This is a genomic window from Variovorax sp. 160MFSha2.1 (genome assembly GCF_048305075.1).
Lineage (GTDB): Bacteria > Pseudomonadota > Gammaproteobacteria > Burkholderiales > Burkholderiaceae_C > Variovorax > Variovorax guangxiensis.
In genome coordinates this window covers 2,070,352-2,085,180 of record NZ_CP157624.1, presented here as the reverse complement: position 1 = coordinate 2,085,180, position 14,829 = coordinate 2,070,352, and the positions used below count along the sequence as shown (strand labels likewise).

The 14,829-nt window shown below is 65.7% G+C and carries 13 protein-coding genes; 10 read left to right on the top strand and 3 right to left on the bottom strand.

Annotated features, from left to right (window positions below):
* Positions 1–14: 14 nt before the first annotated feature.
* From ABL838_RS09190 to ompA, 3 genes are all read right to left on the bottom strand, one after another.
* Positions 15–683 carry an HAD family hydrolase gene (locus ABL838_RS09190; protein WP_184635799.1) on the bottom strand — a complete coding sequence of 223 codons (669 nt, stop codon included), beginning with the start codon at positions 681–683 and terminating at the stop codon, positions 15–17.
* Positions 680–1,399: a bifunctional 2-polyprenyl-6-hydroxyphenol methylase/3-demethylubiquinol 3-O-methyltransferase UbiG gene (gene ubiG / locus ABL838_RS09185; protein ID WP_418125105.1), complete on the bottom strand. Its 720-nt coding sequence runs from the start codon at positions 1,397–1,399 to the stop codon at positions 680–682. The genes ABL838_RS09190 and ubiG overlap by 4 nt, the downstream gene beginning before the upstream one ends.
* Positions 1,400–1,527: 128 nt before the next feature.
* The gene (ompA, locus tag ABL838_RS09180) at positions 1,528–2,178 is read right to left on the bottom strand and encodes an outer membrane protein OmpA (RefSeq protein ID WP_126022922.1); all 651 of its coding nucleotides are present in this window, start codon (positions 2,176–2,178) and stop codon (positions 1,528–1,530) included.
* A gap of 224 nt (positions 2,179–2,402) precedes the next feature.
* Between ompA and gyrA the strand changes: the two genes are divergently transcribed.
* The 10 genes from gyrA to lapB all read left to right on the top strand — a co-directional run bounded on the left by gyrA (position 2,403) and on the right by lapB (position 14,737).
* Positions 2,403–5,048 carry a DNA gyrase subunit A gene (gene gyrA / locus ABL838_RS09175; RefSeq protein ID WP_184635797.1) on the top strand — a complete coding sequence of 882 codons (2,646 nt, stop codon included), beginning with the start codon at positions 2,403–2,405 and terminating at the stop codon, positions 5,046–5,048.
* Positions 5,045–5,626, top strand: coding sequence for a DUF2059 domain-containing protein (locus ABL838_RS09170; protein WP_126022920.1), 582 nt, complete (start codon positions 5,045–5,047; stop codon positions 5,624–5,626). The genes gyrA and ABL838_RS09170 overlap by 4 nt, the downstream gene beginning before the upstream one ends.
* A gap of 70 nt (positions 5,627–5,696) precedes the next feature.
* Positions 5,697–6,764 (top strand): 3-phosphoserine/phosphohydroxythreonine transaminase, encoded by a 1,068-nt coding sequence (gene serC, locus ABL838_RS09165; protein ID WP_418125853.1) that lies wholly within the window; start codon positions 5,697–5,699, stop codon positions 6,762–6,764.
* A 24-nt stretch (positions 6,765–6,788) separates the two neighbouring features.
* Positions 6,789–7,913 carry a prephenate dehydratase gene (pheA, locus tag ABL838_RS09160; protein WP_126022918.1) on the top strand — a complete coding sequence of 375 codons (1,125 nt, stop codon included), beginning with the start codon at positions 6,789–6,791 and terminating at the stop codon, positions 7,911–7,913.
* A 26-nt stretch (positions 7,914–7,939) separates the two neighbouring features.
* A complete protein-coding gene (locus tag ABL838_RS09155; RefSeq protein ID WP_126022917.1) occupies positions 7,940–8,830 on the top strand; it encodes a prephenate dehydrogenase in 891 nt (296 codons plus the stop codon).
* A 1-nt stretch (position 8,831) separates the two neighbouring features.
* Positions 8,832–10,844: a bifunctional 3-phosphoshikimate 1-carboxyvinyltransferase/cytidylate kinase gene (locus tag ABL838_RS09150; RefSeq protein ID WP_418125104.1), complete on the top strand. Its 2,013-nt coding sequence runs from the start codon at positions 8,832–8,834 to the stop codon at positions 10,842–10,844.
* A 229-nt stretch (positions 10,845–11,073) separates the two neighbouring features.
* The gene (gene rpsA, locus ABL838_RS09145) at positions 11,074–12,762 is read left to right on the top strand and encodes a 30S ribosomal protein S1 (RefSeq protein WP_019654767.1); all 1,689 of its coding nucleotides are present in this window, start codon (positions 11,074–11,076) and stop codon (positions 12,760–12,762) included.
* Positions 12,763–12,840: 78 nt separating this feature from the next.
* The gene (locus ABL838_RS09140) at positions 12,841–13,167 is read left to right on the top strand and encodes an integration host factor subunit beta (protein ID WP_126022915.1); all 327 of its coding nucleotides are present in this window, start codon (positions 12,841–12,843) and stop codon (positions 13,165–13,167) included.
* A 57-nt stretch (positions 13,168–13,224) separates the two neighbouring features.
* The gene (locus tag ABL838_RS09135) at positions 13,225–13,578 is read left to right on the top strand and encodes a LapA family protein (RefSeq protein ID WP_126022914.1); all 354 of its coding nucleotides are present in this window, start codon (positions 13,225–13,227) and stop codon (positions 13,576–13,578) included.
* Entirely contained in the window at positions 13,568–14,737 is a 1,170-nt protein-coding gene (gene lapB / locus ABL838_RS09130; RefSeq protein WP_126022913.1) for a lipopolysaccharide assembly protein LapB, read from the top strand. The genes ABL838_RS09135 and lapB overlap by 11 nt, the downstream gene beginning before the upstream one ends.
* The last annotated feature ends 92 nt before the right edge of the window (positions 14,738–14,829 follow it).

Sequence of the window (14,829 nt, the reverse complement as noted above, 5' to 3'; positions counted from 1 at the left end):
AAGGAAAGCGTATTTTAGGCGCTATCGAGCAACTTCAAGAGCTCGAGGGGTGAAGTTATCGAAGCATCGGCTTCCCAGAGCGTCGAATCGGCCTGGGTGCCCATGTAGCCGTATGTCGCAGCGACCGTGCGCATGCCCGCTGCACGGCCCGCGATGATGTCGCGCTCGTCGTCGCCCACGTAGATGCACGATTCGGAAGGCACCCCGAGCCGACGCGCCGCCTCATGCAGGGGCTCGGGATGCGGCTTGGCGAACGGCGTGGTGTCGCCGCTCACCACGGCGCCCGCGCTCCCGAAGAGCGGAATGGCCCGCGTCAGCGGATCGGTGAAGCGCATCGACTTGTTGGTGACGACACCCCACAGGAGCCCGCGCTCGCGCAGTGCCTCGATCAGCGCCTGGATGCCGTCGAACACCTGGGTATTGAGCAGCATGCGGCGCTCATAGGCCACGAAGAACTCTTCGCGCAACCCGGGGAACTCCGGCGACTCCGGCGTGATGCCGAACGCCACACCAAGCATGCCGCGCGCGCCCGCCCCGGCCATGGGACGGTAGCGCTCCAGCGGGAGAGAGTCGAGGCCGCGATCGGTGCGCATCTTGTCGGCAGCGGCCCCCAGGTCGGGGGCGCTGTCGATCAACGTGCCGTCGAGGTCGAACAGCACGGCCTTTGTCTCGACGCCCATCATCCTTGCGGTCCCGGCTTCTGCGTGGCGAACATGTAGTTGACGCTCGTGTCGTCGCTGAGCCAGTAGCGCCGGGTCAGGGGGTTGTGCTCCAGCCCGCGGGTGTGCCGCAGATCGAGGCCGGCCGCACGGCAGTAGCCGGCCAGTTCGCTGGGCCGGATCAGTTTTGCATATTCATGAGTACCACGCGGCAGCATGCCGAGCACGTACTCCGCGCCCACGATCGCCAGCATGAAGGCCTTCAGGTTGCGGTTGATCGTCGAGAAGAACACCCATCCGCCCGGTTTCACAAGAGAGGCGCAGGCCTGGATCACCGAGGCCGGCTGCGGCACATGCTCGAGCATTTCCATGCAGGTGACGACGTCGAAACTCCCGGGCTGTTCCGCAGCCAGTGCTTCGGCGCTGATCTCGCGGTACTTCACGCCCTTGGTGCCGGCCTCGAGGGCGTGCAGCTGCGCCACCTTGAGCGCCCTGCCTGCGAGGTCGATTCCCAGGACCTCGGCGCCCTTGCGGGCCATCGAATCGGCCAGAATGCCGCCGCCGCAACCAATATCCAGTACGCGACGTTGCGAAATTGAAGCAATACCGTCAATCCATTCCAAGCGCAATGGATTGATTTCGTGCAGCGGGCGAAATTCGCTTTCCAAATCCCACCAGCGGTGAGCGAGCTCTGAAAACTTGGCCAGTTCGGCCGGATCCGCATTCAGGTTTTCTGTCATGAAGCGATTATGAAACGAGCGATGTCCGTTAAACATCGGTCAGCCTTTACCGAAGATCAATCGTGAATTCGGCGGCCATAAAAAAACCCCGCCGAAGCGGGGTTTCATTGTCGATGGGAATCGATCGATTAGTTGGCGCGGGTGCCGACCACTTCGATTTCCACGCGACGGTTCTTGGCGCGGCCTTCCTTGGTGCGGTTGTCAGCCACAGGCTGCTTCTTGCCCTTGCCTTCGGTGTAGACGCGGTTGCGTTCGATGCCCTTCGAGACCAGGAAGGCCTTGACGGCTTCGGCGCGGCGCACCGACAGACGCTGGTTGTAGGCGTCGGTACCGATCGAGTCGGTGTGGCCGACAGCGATGATGACTTCCAGGTTGACGCCACGGATCTTCTCGACCAGGTCGGTCAGCTTGGCGCGGCCTTCGGGCTTCAGAACCGACTTGTCGAAGTCGAAGAAGGCGTCAGCAGCGAAGGTCACCTTCGAAGCGGCGACTTGTGCAGCGGGCGGGGGGGTCGGGGCGCCGGGGGTGGGAGCCACGGCAGCGGGAGCCGCAGGAACCAGAGCACCGTCGCAACCGGCGGCAGCCGTAGCAGGCGTCCAGTTGGCATCGCGCCAGCACAGTTCATTCGTGCCGTTCTTCCAAACCAGTTCGCCGGTGCCGTTTTGCCAGTTGTCGATCGTAGGACCGCCGTCCGCAGCGGTGACACGGGTCTGCGCGCCGGCGGCAGTGGCGAGCGCAGCGACTGCAAACATCATCGCCACTTTATTCAGTTTCTTCATGGTTCTCCTCTTGGGGAAAAAGCCGCAGCCGCGCTGCGAATCAAGGACGCTTTAAGTGACCACCACCCAAAACGTTGAGGCGATTGTGCCATAGGGTCTTTGGCAAACAGCCCGCAGGACGGCCCGGAAGCGTAGGACGGAGGCGGAATAGGCGCCTTGTGTTGCGGCGGTGCGACACCCCTCACAGCGTAAAATTTCGCCTTCCTGCCGCCAGCCCCTTGCTCATGACCTCGTTCGCAAAAGAAACCCTGCCCATCAGTCTCGAAGAGGAAATGCGCAGCAGCTATCTCGATTACGCCATGAGCGTGATCGTGGGCCGAGCGCTTCCCGATGCCCGTGACGGCCTCAAGCCGGTGCACCGCCGCGTGCTCTACGCGATGCACGAGCTCAACAACGACTGGAACCGCCCGTACAAGAAGTCCGCCCGTATCGTCGGCGACGTGATCGGTAAGTACCACCCGCACGGCGACCAGTCGGTCTACGACACCATCGTGCGCCTGGCCCAGGACTTCTCGATGCGCCACATGCTGGTCGACGGCCAGGGCAACTTCGGGTCCGTCGATGGAGACAACGCGGCCGCAATGCGGTATACGGAAATCCGGCTGGCCAAAATTGCGCACGAAATGCTGGCCGATATCGACAAGGAAACTGTCGACTTCCAGGACAATTACGACGGCTCCGAAAAAGAGCCCAAGGTGTTGCCGAGCCAGCTGCCGAATTTGCTGGTCAATGGCTCCGGCGGTATTGCGGTCGGCATGGCCACGAATATCCCGCCGCACAACCTGAACGAGGTGGTCGACGCCTGCCTGTACCTGCTGCGCAACCCGCAGGCCAGCATCGACGAGCTGATGGAGATCGTCCCCGCGCCCGACTTTCCCACCGCCGGCATCATCTACGGCATCAACGGCGTGAAGGACGGCTACCGCACCGGCCGCGGTAAGGTCGTGATGCGCGCCAAGTGCCACTTCGAGGATATCGACCGCGGCCAGCGCCAGGCCATCATCGTCGACGAGCTCCCCTACCAGGTCAACAAGAAGACGCTGCAGGAGCGCATGGCCGAACTGGTGCACGAGAAGAAGATCGAGGGCATCAGCCACATCCAGGACGAGTCCGACAAGTCGGGCATGCGCCTGGTCATCGAGCTCAAGCGAGGCGAAGTGCCCGAGGTAGTGCTCAACAACCTCTACAAGCAGACCCAGCTGCAGGACACCTTCGGCATCAACATGGTCGCGCTGGTCGACGGCCAGCCGAAGCTGTGCAACCTGAAGGACCTGATCGAGGTCTTCCTGCAGCACCGCCGCGAGGTGGTCACCCGCCGCACGGTCTTCAACCTGCGCAAGGCCCGCGAGCGCGGCCATGTGCTCGAAGGCCTGGCGGTGGCACTGGCGAACATCGACGAGTTCATCCGCATCATCCGCGAGTCGCCCACGCCGCCCGTGGCCAAGGCCGAACTCATGACGCGCAGCTGGGACAGCAAGCTGGTGCGCGAGATGCTCACGCGCACGCGCGCCGACGGCGGCGTGGTCAATGCCGACGACTACCGCCCCGAGGGCCTCGAGCGCGAGTTCGGCATGGGCAACGATGGCCTCTACCGCCTGTCGGAAACGCAGGCCCAGGAAATCCTGCAGATGCGCCTGCAGCGCCTGACCGGCCTCGAGCAGGACAAGATCGTTGCCGAGTACAAGGAAGTCATGGCCGAGATCGACGACCTGCTCGACATCCTGGCCAAGCCCGAGCGCGTCTCGACCATCATCGGCGATGAACTCGGCACCCTCAAGCAGGAGTTCGGCCAGTCGAAGATCGGTGCGCGCCGCAGCCAGGTGGAGCACAGCGCCTACGACCTCTCGACCGAAGACCTGATCACGCCGACAGACATGGTGGTCACGCTCTCTCACAGCGGCTACATCAAGAGCCAGCCGCTAGGCGAGTACCGCGCGCAGAAGCGCGGCGGCCGCGGCAAGCAGGCCACCACCACCAAGGATGACGACTGGATCGACCAGCTCTTCATCGCCAACACGCACGACTACATCCTGTGCTTCTCCAACCGCGGCCGGCTCTACTGGCTCAAGGTGTGGGAAGTGCCGGCGGGTTCGCGCGGCTCGCGCGGGCGCCCGATCGTCAACATGTTCCCGCTGCAGGAAGGCGAGAAGATCAACGTCGCGCTGGCGCTGACCGGCGACAAGCGCAACTTCCCGGCCGACCAGTACGTGTTCATGGCCACCTCGATGGGCACGGTAAAGAAGACCGCACTCGACGAGTTCAGCAACCCGCGCAAGGGCGGCATCATCGCCGTGAACCTCGACGAGGGCGACTACCTGATCGGCGCCGCGCTCACCGACGGCAAGCACGACGTGATGCTCTTCAGCGACGGCGGCAAGGCCGTGCGCTTCGACGAGGAAGACGTCCGCCCGCTGGGCCGCAATGCCCGTGGCGTGCGCGGCATGTCGCTCGAGGCCGGACAGGGCGTGATCGCGATGCTGGTGGCCGAGGACGAGCAGCAGAGCGTGCTCACAGCCACCGAAAATGGTTACGGAAAGCGAACAAGCATTACCGAATACACCCGTCATGGCCGGGGAACCAAGGGCATGATCGCGATTCAACAGAGTGAGCGCAATGGCAAGGTCGTTGCCGCCACTCTCGTGCATGCGGATGATGAGATCATGCTCATCACCGACAAGGGCGTGCTGGTGCGCACCCGGGTGGCCGAGATTCGTGAAATGGGTCGCGCGACGCAAGGCGTTACGCTGATCGGTCTCGACGAAGGCGCCAAACTCAGCGGGCTACAACGTATCGTCGAAAACGACGCGAACGGCGAAACCGAGCCTGACGCAGACGATACTTCCTCATCTTCAACGGAGAATCCTCAGTGAAAAAAATCAAACTCGCACTTCTGACGGTCGCCCTGGCAAGCAGCTCGATGGCCGCCATGGCCCAGGACAAGGCCACGCTCATCAAGCAGTTCATCGACATCCAGCGCCCCGGCATCGAATCGCTGGCTCGTGGCCTGGTCGAGCAATCGAGCGCCCCGATCGCACAGGCGGGTTCGCAGTACCTGCAGACGCAGGTGCCTGAAGCCAAGCGCGAAGCAGCCGCCAAGGCAGCCGACGCCGAGCTGAAGAAGTACTTCGACGAGACCTACCCCATCGTGCGCGACAAGGCCGTGCAGCTGGCACCGGGCGCCCTGACCCCGCTGATGGAGCAGAACTTCAGCGAAGACGAACTGAAGCAGCTGCTGGCCTGGATCAACTCGCCGTTGAGCAAGAAGTACCAGGAACTGAACCCCAAGATGCAGACCGCCCTGACGGAAAAGCTCGTGTCCGAAACGCGCTCTTCGGTCGAGCCCAAGATGCAGGCGCTCGACACCGCCGTCGCCAAGGCACTCGGCGCCCCCACCGACGGTGGCGCAGCCCCCGCCAAGGCACCTGCCAAGGCCCCAGCCAAGAAGTAAGAGAAACGTGACCCAGCAGCAGACGCCGGCCGGCAAGCGCCCCTACAACTTCTCGGCCGGTCCGGCTGCCATGCCGGAGGCGGTGCTGCAGCGCGCTGCCGCCGAAATGCTCGACTGGCAGGGCAGCGGCATGAGCGTGATGGAGATGAGCCATCGCGGCAAGGAGTTCGGCTCGATCTGTACGCAGGCCGAAGCCGACCTCCGCACGCTGCTGGCGATTCCCTCGAACTTCCACATCCTGTTCATGCAGGGCGGCGGGCTGGGCGAGAACGCGATCGTTCCGCTGAACCTGTCGCGCGGCAAGGCCACCGACTTCGTCATCACCGGCAGCTGGAGCACCAAGTCGCACAAGGAGGCCCAGCGCTACTGCAACGCGCGCGTGGCCGCCAGCAATGCCGGCAACCAGCACACGAAGCTGCCCGATCCCGCGACCTGGCAGCTCTCCAAGGATGCCTCGTACGTGCACGTGTGCTCGAACGAGACCATCAACGGCATCGAATTCCAGCAGCTGCCCGACCTGGCCGCGCTCGGCAGCAGCGCGCCGCTGGTCATCGACTTCTCCTCGCACGTCGCCTCGCGCAGCGTCGACTGGAGCCGCGTGGGCCTGGCCTTCGGCGGCGCCCAAAAGAACCTCGGGCCCGCCGGGCTGACCATCGTGGTCGTGCGCGACGACCTGCTGGGCCATGCACTCGAGATCTGCCCGAGCGCCTTCAACTACAAGACCGTGGCCGACAACCAGTCCATGTACAACACCCCGCCGACCTGGGGCATCTACATGGCGGGGCTCACGTTCAAGTGGCTGCTGGAGCAGACCGAGGGCGAGTACACCGGTGTCGCCGCCATGGAGCAGCGCAACATCGCCAAGGCGCAGCTGCTGTACGACTTCATCGACGGCTCCGACTTCTACGCCAATCGCATCGACCCGGGCTGCCGTTCGCGCATGAACGTGCCCTTCTTCCTGGCCGACGAAAGCCGCAACGAGGCCTTCCTGGCCGGCGCGCGCGAAGCCGGGCTGCTGCAGCTGAAGGGGCACAAATCGGTCGGGGGCATGCGCGCGAGCATTTACAACGCCATGCCGCTGGCAGGGGTGCAGGCTCTGGTGGCCTACATGCGAGAATTCGAGCGATCGCATGCCTAGGCGCATGCCCAGCCGCTCGCACCGATGACCGCCTCCGCACCCACCCCACCCTCCTCTTCTCCCGACAATTCCGAAAGCCTCGCCGATCTGCGCGTGCAGATCGACTCGCTCGACCAGCGCCTGCTGAGCCTGCTCAACGAGCGGGCCCACGTGGCCGAGCTGGTCGGCGAGGTCAAGAAGCGCGAGGGCACGCCGTACTTCCGCCCCGACCGCGTGGCGCAGGTCATCGACAAGATGCAGAAGAGCAATGGCGGCCCGCTCAAGGACATCCACGTGGCCGCCATCTGGCGCGAGATCATGTCGGCCTGCCTGGCGCTTGAATCGCCGCAGCGCGTGGCCGTGCTGGGCCCCGAAGGCACCTTCTGCGAACAGGCCGCCATCGAGTACTTCGGCGGCGCCGCAGACCTGATCTACTGCGCCAGCTTCGACGAGGTGTTCCACGCCACCGCCGCGGGCAGCGCCCAGTACGGCGTGGTCGGCGTCGAGAACTCGACCGAGGGCGTGGTCACCCGCTCGCTCGACCTGTTCCTGCATTCGCCCACGCACGTCGTCGGCGAGGTCAGCCTGCTGATTCGCCACCACCTGCTGCGCAGCAGCAACTCGCTCGAAGGCGTGGAGGCGGTGCTGGCCCATCCGCAGGCGCTGGCGCAGTGCCAGACCTGGCTGTCCAAGCATCTGCCCAACGCCGAGCGCCGCGCCGTGTCGAGCAACGCCGAGGGCGCGCGTCTGGCGGCCACCAATCCCAAGTGGGCCGCGCTGGCCGGCGAACGCGCCTCCACGCGCTTCGGCCTGCACATCGTGGCGCACGCGATCCAGGACGACTCGTACAACCGCACCCGCTTCTCGGTGATCTGCCTGCCGCAGACGCTGGCGATGCCGCCGGCATCGGGCCGCGACTGCACGAGCCTGATCGTCTCGGTGCCGAACCGGCCCGGCGCGGTGCACGACCTGCTTGTGCCGCTGAAGCTCAACAACGTCTCGATGACGCGCTTCGAGTCGCGCCCCGCGCGCACGGGCCAGTGGGAGTACTACTTCTACATCGACCTCGACGGCCACCCCTCGCAGCCCAACGTGGCTGCCGCGCTGGCCGAGCTGCGCGGCCTCTGCGCCTTCTACAAGGTGCTCGGCGCCTACCCCGTCAAGGCCTGAGCTGCAGGCGGACACACAGAGACAGCATGTTCGAACAACTGGGACTGATCGGCTGCGGCCTGATGGGCGGCTCCTTCGCGCTCGCACTCAAGCGCGCGAAACTGGTGAAACGCGTGGTGGGCTACAGCAAGTCGCCCTCCACCACCGAGCGGGCGCGCCAGCTCGGCGTGATCGACGTGGCGGCACCCTCGGCACTGCTGGCGGTGTCGGGCGCCGACATCGTGCTGCTGGCGGTGCCGGTGGCGGCTTCCGAAGCGACCTTCAAGGCCATCCGCCACGGCATCTCGAGCGAAACGCTGGTGATGGACGTGGGCTCGACCAAGGGCGACGTGATCGAGGCTGCGCGCAACGGCCTGCAACGCCAGTTCGCGAGCTTCGTGCCCGCGCACCCGATCGCCGGCAAGGAGCTTTCGGGCATCGAGCATGCCGAGGCATCGCTCTTCGCCGGCCGCCAGGTCGTGCTGACCCCGGTGAAGACCACGCTGCGCTCCAACGTGCAGCGGGCCACGCAGGTCTGGAGCGGCATCGGCGCCAATGTCGTCACGATGACGCACGAGGAGCACGACGGCGCCTTCGCCGCTGTGAGCCATCTGCCGCACCTGCTGGCCTTCGCATACATCAACGGCCTGGCCGCGCAGCCGCAGGGCGAGCGCTTCCTGAGCCTCGCCGGTCCGGGTTTTCGCGATTTCTCGCGCATCGCCGCGAGCGATCCGGTCATGTGGCGCGACGTGCTGCTGGCCAACCGGGAGCATGTGCTCGAACAGTCGCGCGCCTTCCGCAAGGCCCTGGACGACTTCGAGGCGATGATGACCGCTAGCGACTTGCAGGGCCTCGAACTGTCGATCGCCGCCGCCAGCAAGACCCGGGCGGCCTGGAAGCCGGCCACCGACACCTCGTCGCAGCAGCAGGACAACTGAGATGTTCTCGACGGCTTTCCTCGACCTCCCTCCCCTCGCGGGCGCGGCCGGCACGGTCCGGCTGCCGGGTTCCAAGAGCATTTCGAACCGCGTGCTGCTGCTGGCAGCACTGGCCAGCGGCACCACCACCATCCACGACCTGCTGGATTCCGACGACACCCGCGTGATGCTCGACGCGCTGCGCGCCCTGGGCTGCGGCGTCGATCCGGCCGGCAGTACGCTGCGCATCACCGGCCTCGGCGGACAGCTGAAGCCCAGCGAGGCGCTGCTGCCTCTTTTCCTTGGCAATGCCGGCACGGCGATGCGCCCGCTGACGGCCGCGCTGTCGCTGCTGGGCGGCGAATTCGAACTCAGCGGCGTTCCGCGCATGCACGAGCGCCCCATCGGCGACCTCGTCGACGCGCTGACGCAGCTCGGCTGCCGCATCGACTACCTCGGCAACCCCGGCTATCCGCCGCTGCGCATCCATCCGGTGCCGCACGGCGACCTGGCGCTCGACGCTCCGATCCGCGTGCGCGGCGACGTGTCGAGCCAGTTCCTCACCGCCCTGCTGCTGGGGTTGCCGTTGGCTGCGGCCAACGACATCGTGATCGAGGTGGTCGGCGAGCTGATCTCCAAACCGTACATCGAGATCACGCTGAACCTGCTGGCGCGCTTCGGCATCCAGGTCCATCGCGACGGCTGGGAGCGCTTCACCATCCCGGCCGGCAGCCGTTACAGCTCGCCGGGCGAGATCCACGTGGAGGCGGATGCCTCGTCCGCCAGCTACTTCATCGCGCTGGGCGCCATCGCCAAGGGTGTTTCCGGCAAGGAAGGCATCCGCATCGAAGGCGTGGGCGCCGACTCCATCCAGGGCGACATCCGCTTCATCGACGCCGCCCGCCAGATGGGCGCGCTGGTCGACAGCGGGCCGAACTGGCTCGAGATCCGTCGCGGCGCCTGGCCGCTCAAGGCCATCGACATCGACGCCAACCACATTCCGGACGCCGCGATGACGCTGGCTGTGATGGCGCTCTACGCCGACGGCGCGACCACGCTTCGCAACATCGCGAGCTGGCGCGTGAAGGAAACCGACCGCATCGACGCCATGGCCAACGAGCTGCGCAAGCTCGGCGCCACGGTGGAGGCGGGGCCCGATTTCATCCGGGTGCATCCGCTGGCGCAGGCCGGCTGGCTCCCGGCGAGCATCCGCACCTACGACGATCACCGGGTGGCCATGTGCTTCTCGCTGGCGGCGTTCAATCCGGCGGGCGTGCCGGTGCGCATCCTCGATCCGCACTGCGTCGCCAAGACCTTTCCCGACTACTTCGAGACGCTGTTCTCCGTGGCCGAGGCCGCCGAGGTGCCGGTGATCTGCATCGACGGCCCGACCGCCTCCGGCAAGGGCACGCTGGCCGCCGAGGTGGCGCGCCTGCTGGGCTACCACTACCTCGATTCGGGCTCGCTCTACCGGGTGACAGGCCTCGCGGTGCGCCGCGCCGGCCTGAGCGCCGACGCGCAGCACGAGGCCGAAGTTGCGGCCCTGGCCGCCGCCCTGCCCCTGCAGTTCACCGAAGGCAAGGTGCTTCTGGATGGCGAGGACGTGAGCGACGAGATCCGCACCGAAGCCGCCGGCATGGACGCCTCCCGCGTCTCCGCGCTGCCGGCCGTGCGCGAGGCGCTGCTGGCCCTGCAGCAGCGTTTCCGCCAGCTGCCGGGCCTGGTGGCCGACGGCCGCGACATGGGCACGGTGATCTTCCCCAACGCCGCGCTCAAGGTCTTCCTGACCGCCAGCGCCGCCCAGCGCGCCGAACGGCGGCATAAGCAGTTGATTTCAAAGGGAATTTCGACTACACTCGACAGTCTTCGCTCCGACTTGGAGGCCCGTGACGCCAGGGATTCGTCCCGCAGCGTCGCCCCCCTGAAGCCGGCGCAGGACGCCCGCCACCTCGACAACTCGCAGTTGTCCATCGAGCAATCGATCGACACGGTGTTGGACTGGTGGCAGCAGATTCGGCCGTTCGAGCACGCTTGATCGGCCTGAAGTCACAGCCTTTCAGGTCCGCTTGAAAAGCTGGCGCCCGACGGAATATCCGTAGGCGCATACCGCTCCAGCAGGCTCCTTCCGCGCGGCAGCGCACCGGCCTGCTGGTTGTTCAACCAACCGGGCTCACGCTCACCCAACCGCCGTCTACAGACCCACAGCAGCCGCACGCAATTTCGCAAGAGCGCCTGCCAACCCTGCCTGACGGAAGGAAACATAAATGTCTGAATCTTTTGCCGATCTGTTCGAAGAGTCCCTGAAGCGTTCCGAAATGCGCACGGGCGAGGTCATCACCGCCGAAGTCGTTCGCGTGGAACACAACCACGTCGTCGTCAACGCCGGCCTGAAGTCCGAAGCGTACGTGCCGATCGAAGAGTTCAAGAACGACAAGGGCGAACTCGAAGTGCAGGCCGGCGACTTCGTTTCCGTTGCCATCGGCAGCGTTGAAAACGGCTACGGCGACACCATCCTCTCGCGCGACACCGCCAAGCGTCTGGCTTCGTGGCTGGCCCTCGAGAAGGCGCTGGAATCGGGCGACTTCGTCACCGGCACCACCAGCGGCAAGGTCAAGGGCGGCCTGACCGTCCTGGTCAACGGCATCCGCGCATTCCTGCCGGGCTCGCTGATCGACACGCGTCCGATCAAGGACCTGACCCCCTACGAGAACAAGACCCTCGAATTCAAGGTCATCAAGCTGGACCGCAAGCGCAACAACGTCGTGCTGTCGCGCCGCGCCGTGGTCGAAGCCAGCATGGGCGAAGAACGCGCCAAGCTGATGGAAACGCTGAAGGAAGGCGCAGTGGTGCGCGGCGTGGTCAAGAACATCACCGAATACGGTGCGTTCGTGGACCTCGGCGGCATCGACGGCCTGCTGCACATCACCGACATGGCATGGCGTCGCGTGCGCCACCCGAGCGAAGTCGTTCAGGCCGGCCAGGAAATCACCGCCAAGATCCTCAAGTTCGACACCGAGAAGAACCGCGTGTCGCTGGGTCTGAAGCAGATGGGCGACGACCCGTGGATGGGCGTTTCGCGCCGCTACCCGCAAGGCACCCGCCTGTTCGGCAAGGTCACGAACATCGCCGACTACGGCGCGTTCGTCGAGCTCGAGCCCGGCATCGAAGGCCTGGTGCACGTCTCCGAAATGGACTGGACCAACAAGAACATCGCTCCGAACAAGATCGTCTCGCTGGGCGACGAAGTCGAAGTCATGGTCCTGGAAATCGACGAAGACAAGCGCCGCATCAGCCTGGGCATGAAGCAATGCAAGGCCAACCCGTGGCAGGAATTCGCGCAGAACACCAAGCGCGGCGACCGCGTCAAGGGCCCGATCAAGTCGATCACCGACTTCGGCGTGTTCGTGGGTCTGGCTGCCGGCATCGACGGCCTGGTTCACCTGTCCGACCTCTCGTGGAACGAAGCCGGCGAAACCGCCGTTCGCAACTACAAGAAGGGCCAGGAAGTCGAAGCGATCGTGCTGGCTGTCGACGTCGACCGCGAGCGCATCTCGCTGGGCATCAAGCAGCTCGACAGCGACCCGTTCACCACCTTCACCACGGTGAACGACAAGGGCCAGATCGTGACCGGCAAGGTCAAGACGGTCGACGCCCGCGGCGCTGAGATCGACCTCGGCGAAGACATCGTCGGCTACCTGCGTGCTTCGGAAATCTCGCGCGACCGCGTCGAAGATGCCCGCAACGTGCTGAAGGAAGGCGACGAAGTCACGGCCATCGTCGTGAACGTGGATCGCAAGACCCGCAACATCCAGCTGTCCATCAAGCAGAAGGACATGGTCGACGAGCAAGGCGCCATGGCCAGCCTGAGCCAGCAGTCGGCACGCGAGAACGCGGGCACGACCAGCCTGGGCGCACTGCTGCGCGCCAAGCTGGACAACAACGACAGCAAGTAAGCTGAGCCGGAAGACAGAGCAGGCCCTGGGGCCGCTCTGTCTTTTTTTTCGCCCACGTTTTTCGTTTATGTTTGGCCTATGACACGCTCGGACCTCGTCGAAGAACTCGCAGCCCGCTTTGCACAGCTCACGCACCGCGACGCCGAATACGCCGTCAAGACCATCCTCGACGCCATGAGCGACGCGCTGGTACGCGGCCACCGCATCGAGATCCGCGGCTTCGGCAGCTTCTCGGTCAACCGGCGCCCGCCGCGCATCGGCCGCAACCCGCGCTCGGGCGAGAGCGTGCAGATCCCCGAGAAGCGGGTGCCGCACTTCAAGCCCGGCAAGGCGCTGCGCGAAGCCGTCGACGCAAAGACGGCCGAACTCGACGCGGGCAAGGAAGCCAAGAGCCGAAAGGCATGACGCGCGGACCATCGGAATGCCCGCAAACGTAGAATGCTCCCGGCAACGGGAACGGCTATGAAATACCTCCTGTGGCTGCTCAAGGCAGCCATTTTTTTTACGCTCTTCGCCTTCGCGCTGAACAACCAGCACGACGCGACCGTCTACTTCTTCTTCGGTACCTACTGGCGCGCGCCGCTGGTGCTGGTCGTGCTCGCAGCCTTCGCGGGCGGCCTCGTGGTAGGGGCGCTGGGCATGCTGCCAGGCTGGTGGAAGCACCGGGTCGCAGCGGCCCAGGCGCCGTCCGCAGGCGAAGCCGTCCAGCCATCCTCGACACCGGCCACCGTTGCAACGACCGCAGCCATGGCAACGTCTGCCGCTCCGGCCATCGCCACCACCGACCTTCCCGCCGCACGTCAACATGGACTTTGATCCCAGCTGGCTGCTGATCAGCCTGCCCGTCGCCTTCGTGCTGGGCTGGCTCGCATCGCGCTTCGACATCCGGCAACTCAAGCTCGAGAACCGCCAGGCACCCAAGGCCTATTTCCGCGGCCTCAACTTCCTGCTCAACGAGCAGCAGGACCAGGCCATCGACGCCTTCATCGAGGCCGTGCAGAACGACCCCGACACCCAGGAACTGCACTTCGCGCTCGGCAACCTGTTCCGCCGCCGCGGCGAGTACCAGCGCGCGGTGCGCGTGCACGAGCACCTGCTGGGCCGCGGCGACCTGAGCCGCAGCGACCGCGAACGCGCGCAGCACGCGCTCGCGCAGGACTTCCTTCGCGCCGGCCTGCTCGACCGCGCAGAGGCCGCGCTGCAGAAGCTCGAGGGCACGCGCTACGAGAACGAGGCCCGGCTCGCGCTGCTGGCCATCTACGAACGCTCGCGCGAATGGGCCCAGGCAGCCGACGTGGCGCAGAAGCTCGACGAGTCCGACCAGGCCAGCTACAGCACGCGCCGCGCGCATCACCTCTGCGAGCAGGCGACCGAGCGCGTGGCAGCAGGCGACCTGCCCGGCGCCGGAAAGCTGCTGGCGCAGGCCGTCGAACTGGCACCGCAGGCACCGCGCCCTGCCATCGACACCGCCAACCTGCAACTGCGCAAGGGCGAGGCGAACGCAGCCTTCGACACGCTCGCGGCCCTGAGCGAGACCTCGCCGCTGGCGCTGCCGCTGTACGCCGCCACGCTGCAGCAAGCCGCCATGGCCGCGCACCGCGAAGCCGACGCGCTCGAACTGCTGCAGCGTCGCTATGTCGAGTCGCCCTCCATCGACGTGCTCGAAGCGCTGATGGCGCTCGGCGGCAAGCCGAGCGCCACCGCCGAAGAACCGAACCCCACGCCGCGCGACGGCTATATCGCGCACCTCGCGCAGCAGCCTTCGCTGGTGGCGGCCTCGCGCTGGCTCGCGGGCGAACGCTTCGAGCACGAGCAGTTCCATCCACAGGTGCAGCGTGCGCTCGACCAGGCCACGCGGCCGCTCATGCGCTACCGCTGCGCGGCCTGCGGCTTCGAGGCGCACCAGTACTTCTGGCACTGCCCCGGCTGCCAGGCATGGGACAGCTATCCGCCGCGCCGCGTCGAAGAACTCTGATCACGTTTCTGAACAATGGTCACATGGAGGCTCGTCGAGCCTTCATGCGTCAACGCCCTCTTCACATACCTCGTTGAGCGCGGGCCGACGAT